At 74.3% G+C, this 15,890-nt stretch carries 4 protein-coding genes; all 4 read left to right on the forward strand.

Annotation, left to right across the window (positions count from 1 at the left end):
- The first annotated feature begins 52 nt into the window (after nucleotides 1-52).
- From CES90_RS39350 to CES90_RS39365, 4 genes are read left to right on the forward strand one after another with little or no spacing between them, the layout of a single operon-like run.
- Complete coding sequence (locus CES90_RS39350) at nucleotides 53-3,301, forward strand: non-ribosomal peptide synthetase (protein ID WP_208921563.1); 3,249 nt, start codon at nucleotides 53-55, stop codon at nucleotides 3,299-3,301.
- Nucleotides 3,298-4,656: a serine hydroxymethyltransferase gene (locus CES90_RS39355; RefSeq protein WP_208921564.1), complete on the forward strand. Its 1,359-nt coding sequence runs from the start codon at nucleotides 3,298-3,300 to the stop codon at nucleotides 4,654-4,656. Before CES90_RS39350 ends, CES90_RS39355 begins: the two co-directional genes overlap by 4 nt.
- Before the next feature lie 37 nt (nucleotides 4,657-4,693).
- On the forward strand, nucleotides 4,694-9,310 hold the full coding sequence (locus CES90_RS39360) for a non-ribosomal peptide synthetase (RefSeq protein WP_208921565.1): 4,617 nt from the start codon (nucleotides 4,694-4,696) through the stop codon (nucleotides 9,308-9,310).
- Complete coding sequence (locus CES90_RS39365; RefSeq protein WP_208921566.1) at nucleotides 9,307-15,783, forward strand: non-ribosomal peptide synthetase; 6,477 nt, start codon at nucleotides 9,307-9,309, stop codon at nucleotides 15,781-15,783. The genes CES90_RS39360 and CES90_RS39365 overlap by 4 nt, the downstream gene beginning before the upstream one ends.
- The last annotated feature ends 107 nt before the right edge of the window (nucleotides 15,784-15,890 follow it).

A 15,890-nucleotide genomic window follows, 5' to 3' on the forward strand; every position in this document is an offset into this window, starting at 1 on the left:
CGCATCCGACTTGGACCCCAGCCCGTTCGGCCGGCAGAGAGCAGAGCAGACCATGCAGCAGTTCGCCTTCCCCGCCACCTCGGCCCAGCACCGGATCTGGCTGGTGGAGCAGCTGATCCCCGGCACCAGCGCCTACCATCTGCCGTTCGCCCTGTATCTGGACGGCCCGCTCGACGCCGCCGCACTGCAAGCCGCGCTCGCCGAAGTCGTCCGGCGGCACGAGTCGTTGCGCACCTGCTTCGATCAGGTGGACGGCGAGCTGGTCCAACTGGTCGGCGAGCACGCCCCGTTCGAGCTGGAGGTCCGCGAGACCGAGGACACCGTGCTGGAGGGTGTCCTGGCCGCCGACGCCACGCGGCCCTTCGACCTCGCACGCGGCCCACTGCTGCGCGCGGTACTGCACCGGGCCGCGCCCGAGCGGCATGTGCTGGCGATCACCCTGCACCACCTGGTGGCCGACATGTGGTCGATCGGCATCCTGCTGGCCGAAGTGGCCCAGTGCTATGCCGGACAAGCGGCTGACATGCCCGAACTGCCCTTCCAGTGCGGCGACTTCGCCGTCTGGGAGAGCGAGTCGCTCGCCGCCGCCGACATCGACGGGACAGACCGCGCGTACTGGCGGCGCGCCCTCGCCGGAGCGCCCGAGCTGCTGGAACTGCCCTGCGCCCGGCCGCGCCCGGCCGTGCAGTCGCTGCGTGGGGAGGCGCTGCCCGTGGCCTTCCCGGCAGAGTTGTCGGCCGGGGTCCGCGCCCTGTGCCGACGGGCCGGGGTCACCCCGTTCATGGCGTTGCTGGCCGCCTTCCAGGCCGTACTGGCACGGCACAGCGGCAGCGAGGACATCGTGGTCGGCACCGGCGCGGCGGTCCGCCCGGCCGAGGCCGAGGCACTGATCGGCTGCTTCATCAACATCCTGCCGGTGCGCACCTCGCTGGCCGGTGACCCCACCTTCGACGAGCTGCTCGGCCGGGTCCGCGCGGCCGCACTGGGCGCCTTCGAGCACCAGGAACTGCCGTTCGAGCGGATGCTTCCGGAGCGGGTGGCGGGCCCGGCACTCAGCCACAACCCGCTGGTCCAGTCGCTGCTCCTGGTGCAGAACGCGCCGCTGACGCCGCCCGAACTGCCCGGTCTGACGGTCACCGTGCGGGAAGTGCCGCGCGGTGGCACGCAGATCGACCTCAACCTCCAGATACGCGAAGCGGACGGTGTGTTCACCGGCACCGTCGAATACGCGAGCGACCTGTTCGACGCGGCCACCGTCGAGCGGCTGCTCGGACACTGGTACACCCTGCTGGCCGCCGCCGTCGAGGCCCCCGGCACGCGGCTGTCCGCCCTGCCGATGCTCACCGCGGCGGAGCGGCGGCGGGCCCTGGTGGAATGGAACAACACGGCCCACGCGTACCCGCAGGCCGGATCCTGTCTGCACGAACTCTTCGAGGAGCAGCTGTCCCGCCGCCCGCACGCACCGGCCGTCGTCGGCCCCGCCGGAGAGCTGGACTACGCGGAACTCGACGCGCTCGCCGAGCGGATCGCCGCACGGCTCACCGAGCTGGGCGTGGGCCCCGACATCACTGTCGGCCTCTGCCTCGCCAAGGGCCCGGCCCTGGTGGCCGCCGTTCTCGGCGTACTCAAGGCGGGCGGCGCCTACCTGCCGCTGGACCCGGCCTACCCGGCGCAGCGGCTGGCCTTCATGCTCCAGGACGCCGCGCCACCGGTGGTCCTCACCGAACGCGCCCTGTCCCGTCTGCTGCCCGCCGCCCAGGCCGAGGTGCTGGAGGTGGAGGACGCGGAGCACTGGCCCACAGCCCGGCGGGGCCCGGCCGGCCCGCACCCGGACCATCTGGCGTACGTCATCTACACCTCGGGCTCCACCGGCACGCCCAAGGGCATCGCCGTCCCCCACCGGGGCGTCGTCAACAACCTGCTCGACCTGGGCGGCACCTACGGCATCGAGCCCGGCGACCGGGTGCTCGGCCTGTCGTCCCCCAGCTTCGACATGTTCGTCTACGAGACGCTCGGAATCCTCGCGGCGGGCGGTGCCGTGGTCATGCCGCACCCGGACCGGGCCGGCGACCCGCACCACTGGGTGGACCTGGTGCGCCGCCACCAGGTGACGGTGTGGAACTCGGCCCCGGCCCTGGCCGACGCGTTCGTCCGGGCGGGGGAGGAGCGGGGCGTACGGCTGCCCGCGCTCAAGGCGGCCTTCCTCGGCGGGGACTGGATCCCCGTCGGCCTGCCCGGGCGCTTCGGCCGCCTGGCGCCGGACATGGCCTTCATCGCGCTCGGCGGAGCCACCGAGGCCTCCATCCACTCGATCACCTACCCGGTCGGCGACAGCGACCCGGCGTGGACGAGCATCCCGTACGGCCGCCCCATGGTGAACCAGCAGGCCGTCGTCCTGACCCCCGCGCTGGAACCGGCCCCGGTCGGCGTCCCGGGTGAACTCTGCCTGGCCGGAACCGGGCTGACCCGCGGCTATCTGGGTCGCCCGGGTCTGACCGCGGACCGCTACCGCCCCCACCCGGGCGCCGGCACCGGGCCGGTACCGGCCGGGGCGCGGCTGTACCGCACCGGTGACCTCGCACGTACCCGCGACGACGGCGTGATCGAACTCATCGGGCGCCTCGACCACCAGGTCAAACTGCGCGGCCTGCGGATCGAACTGGGCGAGATCGAGGCCGTACTGCGCCGACACCCCGGCATCGAACGGGCCGTGGTCACCGCCCGAGGCAACGGCGACGACCGGCGCCTGGTCGGCTACCTGGTCCCCGCCCGGGACGCCGGCGCCGTCCCGTCCGCCACCGAGCTGCGCGCCCTGCTCACGGCGGACCTGCCCGCCCACATGGTCCCGGCGGCCTTCGTGACCCTGGACGCGTTGCCGCTCTCGCCGAACGGCAAGGTGGACCGCTCCGCGCTGCCGGAGCCCGACGCACGGGCCGACCGCGCCGCCGCCGCGTACGTGGCCCCCCGCGACGACACCGAGCTGGTGCTCGCCGCGCTCTGGTCCGAGCTGCTGGAGACCGACCGGGTCGGCGCCGAGGACGACTTCTTCGCCCTCGGCGGGCACTCGCTGCTCGCCACCCGGCTCGCCTCGGCGCTGCTGGAGACCTTCGGTGTCGAACTGCCGCTGCGCGACCTGTTCGAGGCACCCACCCTCGCCGAACAGGCGGCGCGCCTCACGGCCCGGGGCCGAGAGCGCGGCACCGACGTCGCCGCCGTGGCCCACATCGCGGCCGGACTGCTTCAGATGACCGACGAGGAGGCCCACGGGCTGCTCGCCGCACACGAGGAGAGCAACGCATGACAACCACCACGTCGAGCAGCGGCGTCCTGGCTGGCTACGCGAGCCTCGGCGCGCGGCGCCTGGCCACCGCGGACCCGCAGCTCTCCGGCCTGCTGGAGCGCGAACACGCCCGGCAGAACGACACCCTGGCCATGGTGGCCGCCTCCAGCAGCGCCGACCCCTCGGTCCTGGCCTGCGCCGGGGCCACCATCTCCAACGTCACCACCGAGGGCTACCCCGGCGCCCGCTACCACGCGGGCTGCGAGCTGGTCGACGAGGTCGAACGACTGGCGGTGGCCCGGGCCCGGTCCCTGTTCGACGCCCGGTACGCCAACGTGCAACCGCACTCCGGCAGCACCGCCAACCAGATCGTGCTGTGCACCCTGATGAAGCCGGGCGACACCCTGCTCGGCATGGAGCTGAGTGCCGGCGGACACCTCACCCACGGCTCCCCGGCCTCCGTCACCGGCCGCTTCTTCCACGCGGTCGGCTACGGCACCGGCGCCGACGGCACACTGGACTACGACCAGGTCGCCGAACTGGCCCGCGCGCACCGGCCCAAGGTGATCGTCTGCGGAGCGAGCGCCTACCCGCGCACCGTGGACTTCCCCCGCTTCCGCCGGATCGCCGACGAGGTCGGCGCCTATCTCCTCGCCGACATCTCGCACATCGCCGGCCTGGTCGCCGCGGGACTGCACCCCAGCCCGGTCGACCACGCCCACGCCACCACCACCAGCACCTACAAGCAGCTCTACGGGCCGCGCGGCGGCCTGATCCTGCTCGGCCGGGACGCCGACGTACCGCTGCCCGGCACCCGGCGCACCCTGGCCCAGGCGATCTCCCACGGCACCTTCCCCTTCCTCCAGGGCACCCCGGACCTGGGCGCGGTCGCGGCGAAGGCACGTGCCTTCGACATCGCCGCGCAGCCGGAGTTCCGAACCCTGGCCCAGCGCGTCGTGTCGGACGCGCGGGAACTCGCGGACGCCTTCACCGGCCTCGGCCACACCCTGGTCACCGGCGGCACCGACAACCACCTGGTGCTGCTGAACCTCGGCCCCAGCGGCCTGACCGGCGCGATCGCCGAGACCGCACTGGCCGACTGCGGGATCGTGGTCAACCGCAACCGGATCCCCGACGACCCGCACGGACCCCGGGTCACCAGCGGCATCCGCTTCGGCACCAACACCCTCGCGCTGCGCGCCATGGGACCGGCCGAGATGCGCCGCTGCGCCGCACTGGTCGACAGAGTGCTCGGGGCCGTTGTGCCCCACGGCGAGCGCGAGTTCACCCTCGATCCCGCCGTACGCGCCGAAGTGCGCGGCGAAGTCACCCGGCTCTGCCGGGAGTTCCCGCTGCCGCACCACCTGCCGGCCTGATCCGCCTCCCGCCACCGAACCCACCCGGGATCACCTCATGAGCCAGTCACCCCAGCGCACCGCGCTCTCCTCCGACAAGCGCCGTCTGCTCGCCAAGCTGCTCCAGCAGCAGGGACTCACCCGCACCGCCGACCTGATCGCCCGCCGCCCCGAAGGGGCCCGGCTGCCGCTGTCCTTCGCCCAGCAGCGCCTCTGGTTCGTCGAGCAGTTCACCGGCCCGAGCCCGCTCTACACCATCGCCTGCACCGTGCGGCTGACCGGCCGGCTGGACACCGCCGCCCTCGAAGGGGCCCTGGGCCGGGTGGTGGCCCGGCACGAGGCGCTGCGTACCACCTTCCGCATGGCGGACGGCAGCCCCGAGCAGGTCGTGCACGTCCCGGCCCGGGTCGCACTGCCGCTCACCGACCTGTCCGACCTGGCCGACGACGCCCGCAACACCGCCCTCGCCGAGCTGACCGAACAGGAGAGCCGCCGCCCCTTCGACCTCGTCGCGGGACCGCTGCTGCGCGGCAGCCTGGCCAAGCTCGCCGACGAGGAGCATGTGCTGCTGCTCGCCATCCACCACATCGTGGCGGACGGCTGGTCCCTGGACATTCTGGTGCGCGAACTGGCCCACCACTACCGGACCGGCCAGGCGGAGCCCTCCGCTCTTCCCGAACTCGACATCCAGTACGCCGACTTCGCGCTCTGGCAGCACGAGCGGGTGTCCGGCGACGCGCTGGAGGCCCAACTGGCCCACTGGCGGGAGCGGCTGGCGGGCGCGCCCAGCACCGTGGACCTGCCCACCGACCGGCCGCGCACCGCCCGGCAGAGCTTCGCCGGCGCCAGCTTCCCCTGGCGGCTCGACGGCGACCTCGCCACCCGGCTGACCACGCTGGCCCGCGAGCACGACGCCACCCTGTACATGGCCCTGCTGGCCGGCTTCATGGCCGTGGCGCACCGCTGGAGCGGCCAGGAGGACCTGGTGGTCGGCTCGCCGGTCGCCAACCGCAACCACCCGCAGACCGAGGGCCTGATCGGCTTCTTCGTCAACATGCTGCCGATGCGCGCCGACCTCTCCGGCAACCCGACCTTCCGCGAACTGATGGGCCGGGTACGGGAGTCCGCGCTCGCCGCGTACGCCCACCAGGACGTGCCGTTCGAGCGGATCGTCGAGGAGGTCCGCCCGGACCGGGACGCGGGCGGCCGCACCCCCTTCGCCAATCTGCTCCTGGTCCTGCAGAACACCCCGCAGACCCGGATCGAGCTGCCCGGGCTGCGGATGGACGTGGCCGCCGTGGACACCGGCACCGCCAAGTTCGACCTGCACCTCCAGGTCACCGAGACCCCGCAGGGCCTGACCGGCCTGGCCGACTACAGCACCGAGCTGTACGAGGAGCGCACCGTACGCCGCTTCATCGACCAGTGGCTGCGCCTGCTGGCCGCCGCGGTCGCCGACCCGGACACCCGGCTGGAGGCGCTGCCGCTGCTGAGCGGCGCCGAACGCAGCGCCGAACTGGCGGCCGGCACCGCGGCCCGGCCCGCGACGGAGGCGGGCGCGCGCAGCCTCCCGGCGGCGTTCGCCGAACAGGTCCGGCTGCGGCCCGACGCGGTCGCGGTCGGCTGCGGTGCGCAGCGCCTGACATACGCCGAGCTGGACCGCCGTTCGGACGCGCTGGCCCGGCGGCTGCGCGACCTGGGCGTCGGTCCCGAGAGCCGGGTGGCGATCTGCGTCGAGCCCTCGGTGCGGCTGGTCACCGGGATCCTGGGCATCCTCAAGAGCGGCGGCGCCTACGTCCCGCTCGACCCGCGCCACCCGGCCGAGCGCCTGGCCTTCACCCTCGCCGACTCCGGCGCGGTGGCGCTGGTCGCCGACCCGGAACACGCCGCGCTCGCCGACGGGATCGCCGTCCTCGACGCGGACCCGCTGCTGCCCGAGGGGCCGTCGGCCGAGAGCCCGCTGGAACCGGCCCCGCTGGGCCCGGACCACCTCGCGTACGTGATCTACACCTCCGGCACCACCGGCCGCCCCAAGGGCGCGCTCCTCACCCACGCCAACGTGCTGCGGCTGTTCGACGCGGCCGCTGCGGACATGTCCTTCGGCCCGGACGACGTCTGGTCGCTCTACCACTCGGCCGCCTTCGATGTCTCGGTCTGGGAGATCTGGGGCGCGCTGCTGCACGGCGGTCAGATCGCCGTGGTTCCGCAGGAGGACCGGCGTACCCCGGCTTCCTTCCACGCGCTGGTACGAGCCGAGGGTGTCACGGTGCTCAGCCAGACGCCGACCGCGTTCCGCCAGTTCGCCGATGCCGACGCGGTGGCCGGTGGGCCGCAGGCCCGGCCGCTCGCGCTGCGGTACGTGGTGTTTGCCGGCGAGGCACTGGAGCCGGGCATGCTGCGCGACTGGACCGCCCGACACCCCGACGGTCCGCGGCTGGTGAACATGTACGGCATCACCGAGACCACCGTGCACGTCACCGTGCACACCCTCGGGCCGGCCGACCTGGCCGGTTCCCGCAGTGTGATCGGCCGCCCCCTCGTCGACCTGGCGGTGCACCTGCTGGACCGGCGCGGCGAACCGGTGCCGCCCGGCGTCCCCGGCGAGCTGTGCGTCGGCGGACCGGGCCTGGCCCGCGGCTACCTGGACCGTCCCGGCCTGACCGCCGAACGCTTCGTCCCCTCCCCGCTCGGCGGCGGCGCGCGGCTGTACCGTAGCGGCGACCTCGCTCGGCGACTGCCCGACGGCGCGCTGGAGTACCTGGGCCGCATCGACCAGCAGGTCAAGGTCCGCGGGCACCGGGTCGAGATCGGCGAGATCGAGGCGGAGCTGGGCGCCCACGCGGGCGTCCGGCACGTGGCCGTGCTGCCCCGCGAGGCCCCGGACGGCGGCACCGGGCTGGTCGCCTACCTGGTCCCCGACCAGGAGACCGGAGAGCGGGCGCCGGACGCGGAGCGCGCCGCCGACGCCCAGCAGGTCGCCAGGTGGCGCACCGTCTTCGACACCGCGTACGACCAGTACGAGCAGGTCGGCGGCGCCGACCCCACCTTCAACATCCGCGGCTGGACCAGCAGTTACACCGGGAAGCCGATCCCGGCCGAGGAGATGCGGCGCTGGGTCGAGGACACCGTCTCCCTGGTCCGCCGCACCGGCCCGCGCAGGATCCTGGAGATCGGCAGTGGAACCGGCCTGCTCCTCTTCCGGCTGGCCGACGCGTGCGAGCGCTACACCGGCCTGGACCTGTCGGAGACCGCCGTCGCCCACGTGCGCCGCCACCTCCCGGCCGACTGGAAGCACGTACGGCTGCTGCACCGGGCCGGGCACGAGGTGGACGACCTGGCGGCCGAGGAGTTCGACACCGTGATCGTCAACTCGGTGGCGCAGTACCTGCCGAGCGCCGCCTACCTGGTCGAGGTGCTCACCAAGGCTGCCGCCGTGCTCGCCCCGGGCGGCCGGATCGTGGTCGGCGACGTACGCCACCTGGCTCTCCTCGACGCCTTCCAGGTCTCGGTACTCCGGCACGGCCCGACCGCGGGGGCCGACGACGCCGAACTGGCCCGCCGAGTCCGCCTCGCCGAACGGCAGGAGGACGAACTGCTGCTGGACCCGCGCTTCTTCCAGGCGCTGCGCCGCGAGATCCCCCGGCTCGGCCGCGTAGAGGTGCTGCTCAAGCCCGGCCGGGACCGCAACGAGATGACCCGGTACCGCTACGACGTGGTGCTCCACCTGGACACCGCGCCCACCCTCGCCGCGCAGGTGCGCACCGTGCCGTGGACCGGCGGTGACCCGCGGACCCTGCTGGACGGCGCCCCGCTGGTGATCTCCGGCATCCCCAACGCCCGGGTGGACGCCGACGCCCGCACCGCCGCCCGGCTCGCCGCCACGGCCCCGGGCACGGACCCGGCGGAAGGCGCCGCCGAAGATCCGGCCGCCCGAGCCGGCGAGCACCTCGCCGCCCTCGACCCGCAGGACCTGCGGGAACTGGCCGCCGACCTCGGTCTGACCGTCGAACTGAGCTGGGCGGGCGGCGACCCGCTCGGGCGCTTCGACGCGGTCTTCCGCCCGGCCGGAACCGACCCGGCGCGGACTCCGGCGCCCGCCGGAGACGGCGCGCACCTGCCCTGGCCGCACTGGGCCAACGACCCGCACCGCGGCCGCGCCGCCCGGGGCCTGGTGCCCCGGCTCCGCACCCACCTGCGGGAGCGGCTGCCCGAGTACATGATCCCGGAGGCCTTCGTCACGCTGGACACGCTCCCGCTGACCGCCAACGGCAAGCTCGACACGGCCGCACTGCCCGCACCGGACTGGTCCACCGGCTCCACCGCTGTGCTCGCCCCGCGGGACGACACCGAGCAGGCCCTCGCCGAGATCTGGAGCACCGTCCTGGGCGTGGCGCGGATCGGCCTGGCCGACAACTTCTTCGACCTGGGCGGCCACTCCCTGCTCGCCGTCCAGGTGACCGCCGCCGTGCGCGAAGCGCTGGGCCGCGAGCTGACGGTGCGGGCGCTGTTCGAGGCGCCGGTCCTGGGCGACTACGCCGAAACGGTGCGCCGCGCCCCGGCCGCCGAGACACCCGACGCGTCGGCCGGACCGGTGCGCGAGGCCGTACCGGCCGACGCCGGGTTCGACGACCTGTCCGCCGACGACCTGGCCGCGCTGATGGGAGGGGACCTGTGAGCACCGCCGCCCGTATCCCCGTCCCCACCCCCACCCCCGCGAAGGAGCACCCCGTGGCCACCGCTGCCCGCACCGCCGAGGTGCTGCCGACCTCCGCCACCCAGCGCCGGTTCTGGCTGATCGACCGGCTGGAGGGCCCCAGCGGCGTCTACAACAGCGCCGCCGCGCTGCGGCTGCGCGGACCGCTGGCCCGCGAGCACCTGCACCGGGCGTTCCAGTCGCTGGTCGACCGGCACGAGGCCCTGCGCACGGTGTTCCCGGCCCGCGACGGCGCCCCGGTCCAGCTGGTGCTACCGCGCCGCGCCTTCGAACTCGGCCTGACCGAGGCCCCCGACGCCGACGAGGACACGTTCCGCGCCCTGGCCGGGAAACTCGCCCAGCAGCCGTTCGACCTGACCAAGGGCCCGCTGATGCGGGCCGAACTGATCGCACTCGGCCCCGAAGAGCACCTGCTCGTCGTGGTCCTCCAGCACATCGTGGTGGACCGCTGGTCATTCGGCCTGCTGATGTCCGAACTCTCCGAGTCCTATGCCGCCCTCGTCGAACAACGGCCGGCCCGCCTGCCCGAGCTGCCGCTGCGCTACGCCGACCACGTGGCCACCCGCCAGGCCCTGCTGGACGGCGCCCTCGGCGACCGACTGCTCGCATACTGGCGCGGCCAACTCGCCGACGCGCCAGCGGCGTTGGAACTGCCCGGCGACCGGCCCAGGCCGCCGGTGCGCAGCTTCCGAGGCGACAGCGTGCCGGTCCGACTGGAGGCGGCCACCTCCCAGGCCGTGCGCGACCTGTGCGGGACGGCGGGGGCCACCCCGTTCATGGTGCTGCTGGCCGCCTTCCAGGCGGTGCTGGCACGGCACGCCGACACCCGGGACGTGGCGGTGGTGACCGGGCCCGCCACCCGGGCCCCGGGCACCGAGCTGCTGGTCGGCTCACTGATCAACACGGTGGTGCTGCGGACCTCGCTGGCCGGTGACCCCACCTTCGCCGAGCTGGTCGAGAGGGTGCGGGGGACCGCGCTGGACGCCTTCGACCACCAGGAACTGCCCTTCGACCGGCTCGTCGAGGAGCTGGCGCCCAGCCGCGACCTGTCGCGCAACCCGCTGGCACAGGTCGGCTTCGTGCTCCAGAACGCGCCCGCCACCACCCCCACCCTGACCGGCCTGGCCGTCGAGCCGGTGCCCGTGGCCCGCAACAACGCACACCTGGACCTGGACCTCCAACTGGTCGAGGAGAACGGCTGCTTCACCGGGTTCGCGGAGTTCGCCCTCGACCTGTTCGACGCGCCCACCATTGCCCGGCTGCTCGGCCACTGGACGACCCTGCTCGGGGCGGCCGTCCGCGCACCCGGCACCCGGCTGTCCGCACTGCCCATGCTCACCGCGGCCGAGCTGGAGCAGGAGCTGCACGGCTGGAACGACACCGACGGCCCGTTCCCCACCGGACTGCGAGTGGACCAACTGTTCGCCCGCCAGGCGGCCCTCACCCCCGACGCCCCCGCCGTGATCGACGCGGCCGGAACCCTCGACTACCGGACCATGAACGCCTGGGCCGCCCGCATCGCCCACCGGCTGCGCCGGGCCGGTGTCGGGCCGGACGTGCCGGTGGCGCTCTGTCTGGAACGCGGGGCCGGACTCAGCGCCGCCATGCTGGGCACCATGCGCGCGGGCGGCGCCTTCCTCGGACTGGACCCGTCCTACCCGGCCGAACGGCTGGCCTTCATGCTCGCCGACGCGGGCCCGGCCGTGGTCCTGGCCCACCGTTCCACGGCGAGCACGCTCCCGCCCGGCACCGTGCCGCTGCTGCTGGAGGAGATCCCCGCCGACGGGCCCGAGTACGGCCGTACGGACGGCGGAGGCGACGCGGTCGCAGGCGGGTCGACGACGGCGGGCGAGGCCAACCTGGCCTACCTGGTGTACACCTCCGGCTCCACCGGACGCCCCAAGGGCGTCGCCGTGTCCCACCGCGCCATCGTCAACACCTTTGCCGGACTGGCCCGTTCGCACGGCTTCGGCCCCGGCGACCGGATGACCGCGCTGTTCTCGCCGGGCTTCGACGCGACCGTGCATGACTGTCTGGCCCCGCTGGTGGCGGGAGCCACCGTCGTCTTCCCCGCCCAGGGCATGGTCCGCGACCCGCGGCACTGGGCCGAACTGATCGGGCGCCACCAAGTGACCGTGTGGGCGATGGCGCCGGCCGGGACCGAGGCGATGCTGGCCGCCGCCGAGGAACACGACCTGCCCCTGGACAGCCTGCGCACCGTCATGGTCGGCGGCGACGTCATGCCGCCCGCGCTGCCGCGGCGAATGCGCCATGCCGCCCCCGGCTGCCGCGTGATCAATATCGGCGGAGTGGCCGAGGCCGCCTTCTGCAACAACGAGTACCTGGTCCCCGAGGACGCCGGAATCGGCCCGGTGCCCTACGGCCGCCCGCTGCTCAACCAACGCCTGCTGGTGCTGGACGAGTTGCTGCGCCCGGTACCGGCCGGGGTCCGCGGCGAACTGTGCGTGGCGGGCGAGGGCCTGGCCCGCGGCTACCTGGGCCGCCCCGGCCTGACCGCCGAGCGTTTCCTGCCGCACCCCTACGGCCGGGTGCCGGGCGAGCGTCTCTACCGCACCGGCGACCTGGCCCGCCGCCGCGCCGACGGCGAACTGGAACTGCTCGGCCGGGCCGACAACCAGGTCAAGATCCGCGGCTTCCGGGTCGAGCCGGGCGAGGTGACCGGAGTCCTGCTGGGACACCCGGCCGTGGCCGACGCGGCCGTGGTGGCCCGCGAGACCACCTCGGGGGACCGGTGCCTGGCCGCCTACTGGGTGCCCGCCGCGAGCCCGGACGGCGTCCCGGTCTCCGGCACCGAGCTGGCCGCCTGGCTGCGTGAACTCCTCCCCGGCCACATGGTCCCCACGCTCTGGACGGAGCTGGCCGCCCTGCCGCTCTCGCCCAACGGCAAGGTGGACCGGGCCGCGCTGCCCACGCCGACGCTGGTGGAGGGCACCGCGGACCGGCTCGCCCCCCGCACCCCCGATGAGGCCGCCCTCGCCGAGATCTGGCAACGGCTGCTGGAGCGGCCCGAAGTCGGTGTCCTCGACGACTTCTTCGCCGTCGGCGGCCATTCGCTGCTCGCCAATCGGCTGGTCAGCGCGGTGCGCGCGGAGTTCGGCGTGGATGTGCGGCTGCGTGAGGTGTTCGCCGCGCCCACGGTGGCCGCGCAGGCCGCACTGGTCGGGCGGCTGCGCTCCGCCGGCGGCCCGGCGGCCGTGGCCCCGTTGCCGCCGATCACCCCCGCGGACCGCTCCCGGCCCCTGCCACTGTCCTTCGCCCAGCAGAGGATGTGGCTCTTCGACCGCTTCGCCCCCGGCAACCCGGCCTACCACGTGCCCACCGCCGTACGCATCGGCGGCGACCTGGACCCGGTGGCCCTGGCCGACGCTCTGCTTGCGCTGATGGCCCGGCACGAGGTGCTGCGCACGGTGGTGTCCGAGAAGGACGGCGCCCCGATACAGCGCGTCCTGCCCATCGACGAGGCCCCGCTGACCGTCCGTCGACCTGGCTCCGGTGAAAGGGCCGAGGACCTGGTCGACGCGTTCGTCACCGTCCCCTTCGACCTGGCGGCCGAGGCGCCGCTGCGCGCCCTGCTGCTGCGTACCGGTCCCGCCGAACACCTGCTGGTCCTGGTGATCCATCACATCGCGGTCGACGGCTGGTCGATGGGCGTCCTGGTCGAGGACCTCGCCGCGCTCTACGACGGCCACGCCCTGCCCCCGCTGTCCGTGCGGTACGCCGACTACGCCGTGTGGCAGGCCGACCGGGCCGCCGAGGGCCGCTGGACCGAGCAGCTGGAGCACTGGCGCGGACGGCTGGCCGGACCTCTGCCGGTACTCGAACTGCCCACCGACCGGCCCCGTCCCGCCACCCCGAGCCTGGCCGGGGCAGCCCACGAGTTCACCCTGTCCGCGGAGCTGACCGAACGGCTGCGGGCCCTCGGCGCCCGGCACGGCGCCACCCTGTTCATGGTGCTGCTCGCCGGCTACCAGACGCTCCTCGGCCGGCTCTCCGGCACCGAGGACGTCATCGTCGGCACCCCCGTCGCGGGCCGCGGACAGCGCGAACTGGACGGCCTGGTGGGCTGCTTCGTCAACAGCCTCGCACTGCGCGGCGACCTCTCCGGCGACCCGGCCTTCGCCGAGCTGCTGGAGCGCACCCGTGACCGGGCGCTCACCGACTTCGACTGCCAGGACGTGCCGTTCGAGCAGGTGCTGGACGCTGTCGGTGCCGACCGCGACCCCGCCCGGCACCCGGTCTTCCAGACCATGCTGACCCTGCAGAACGCCCGCCCGCCCCGCACCGGATTCGACGGGCTGGACGTCGAGCCGGTGGCTGCGCGGACCGCCTCCTGCCTGATGGACCTGATGTTCACCGCCACCGAGCGGGACGGCCGACTGGCCTTCACGGTCGAGTACGCGACGGACCTCTTCGACGAGGAGAGCGTCGTCCGCCTGGCGCACCGCTTCGGTGTGCTGCTGGAAGCCGCAGCCGATGCGCCGCACACCGCCCTGTCCCGGCTCCCGCTCCTGGACGACGCGGAGCGCCGCACCGTGCTCACCGACTGGAACGCCACCGCCCGCCCCCTCCCGGCCGGCGGCCTGCACGACTTGGTGGCGGCGGCCGCCGCCCGTACCCCCGACGCTCCGGCGCTGGAGCACGAGGGCCGTACGACGAGCTACGCCGCGCTGGAGGCCGCCGCCGAGCGGTGTGCCACCCGCCTGCGGAGTCTCGGCGTCGGCGGACAGAGCGTGGTCGCGGTGCACGCGGCCCCCACGCCCCAACTGGTCACCGCCCTGCTCGGGGTACTGAAGGCGGGCGCGGCCTTCACCACGCTCGACCCGGCGCTCCCCGAACAGCGGCTGCGGCTGCTGCTGGAGCTGTCCGGCGCACAGCTGGTACTCACCGACGGCAGCCTGTCCGGCGGACTCCTGGACTCGGTCCCCGTGGCCCCGATCGAGGTCCCGGCCGACGCCGCGGCCGACACTCCGGCCAGGGCGGCGACCGGCACCGGGACATCACCGGACGCGCTGGCCTGCGTCTTCTTCACCTCCGGTACCACCGGCGCCCCCAAGGGCTCGATGTTCACCCACCGGGGCCTGGTCAATTTCACCCTCGCGATGGCGGGCGAATTCCGCCTGGCCCCCGGCGACCGCTTCCTGCAACTGGCCTCCACCGGCTTCGATGTGCTGCTCGAAGAGCTGTTCCCGGCCCTGGCCGTCGGCGCCACCGTGGTGCTGCCCGGCGCCCGGCTGCTGGCCGAAGGCGTCGACCTGACCCGCTACCTGGCCGAGCACCGGATCACCGGCCTGGAACTGACCACGGCCTACTGGCACGACTGGACCGCCGAACTTCAGCGCACCGGCGCCGCGCTCCCCCCGGACCTCCGGTTCGTCGCGATGGGCGGCGAGCGGGTGCGCCGGGACCGGCTGGCCGCCTGGCAGCGACTCGGGGTCCCGCTGGTCCACGTGTACGGGCTGACCGAGGTGACCTGTACCTCGACCACCCGGCGGGTCGACGCCGAGCCCGTGACCGGCGACGGCCTGCCGATCGGCCGCCCCCTCGCCAACACCACCGTCTATCTGCTGGACGCGGCCGGAGCCCCCGTACCGATCGGCTCCCCGGGCGAACTCCACCTGGGCGGCGTCGGCCTGGCCCGCGGCTATCTGGGTCGCCCCGGCCTGACCGCCGAACGCTTCGTCCCGGACCCGTTCGGCGAGCCCGGCGCCCGGCTCTACCGCACCGGCGACCTGGCACGCCACCGGGCCGACGGGGAGGTGGAGTTCATCGGCCGTGCCGACCAGCAGGTGAAGATCCGCGGCCACCGGATCGAGCCCGGCGAGGTGGAGGCGCAACTCGCCAGACTGCCCGAGGTGGGAGCCGCCGCGGTGGTCGTCCGCGAGGACGAGCCGGGAGAGAAGCGGCTCGTCGGCTACGTGGTGGCCGCCCCGGGCACCGAGCCCGACGCCTTCGAGCTGCGCGCCGCGCTGCGCGAGAGACTGCCCGCCTCCCTGGTGCCGTCCTCGATCGTGCTGCTGCCCGCGCTGCCCCTGAACGGCAACGGCAAGCTCGACCGCGGCGCACTGCCCCGGCCCGGCCGGGCCGAGCTGACCGGCGCCGAGGCGGTGGCACCCCGTACCCCCGCCGAGGCGGAGATCGCGGAGTTGGCGGGGGAGTTGCTCGGCCTGCCGGCCGTCGGCGTCCACGACAACCTCTTCGACCTGGGCCTGCACTCGCTGCTGGCCGCCCGGTTCGCCGCCCGGGTGCGCGAGAGCTGCCAGGTCGAGGTGCCCCTCCGGGTGTTCTACGAGGCGCCCACCGTGGGCGAGCTGGCCCTGCGGGTGGTGCAGCTCCAGGCCGAGGGGACCGACCAGGACGAGCTGCTGCGGCTGCTCGCCGAAGTGGAGGCCGAGGAAGGCCCCATGACCGCCTGAGCCCCGTCCGCCGGATTCCGGCGCGACCTGAACCCGGACCTTGGCGCACCCGGTCGGCCGGGCCCGGTCGCCCCACCCGCCCCCGTTCACCTCGAACCCCGGCTCAC

Source organism: Streptomyces capitiformicae, assembly GCF_002214185.1.
Lineage (GTDB): Bacteria > Actinomycetota > Actinomycetes > Streptomycetales > Streptomycetaceae > Streptomyces > Streptomyces capitiformicae.

What these genes read in the sequence shown, in the direction of transcription:
- CES90_RS39350 (WP_208921563.1), top strand. Translation starts at nt 53, where the DNA reads ATGCAGCAGTTCGCCTTCCCCGCCACCTCGGCCCAGCACCGGATCTGG.
- CES90_RS39360 (WP_208921565.1), top strand. Translation starts at nt 4,694, where the DNA reads ATGAGCCAGTCACCCCAGCGCACCGCGCTCTCCTCCGACAAGCGCCGT.
- CES90_RS39355 (WP_208921564.1), top strand. Translation starts at nt 3,298, where the DNA reads ATGACAACCACCACGTCGAGCAGCGGCGTCCTGGCTGGCTACGCGAGC.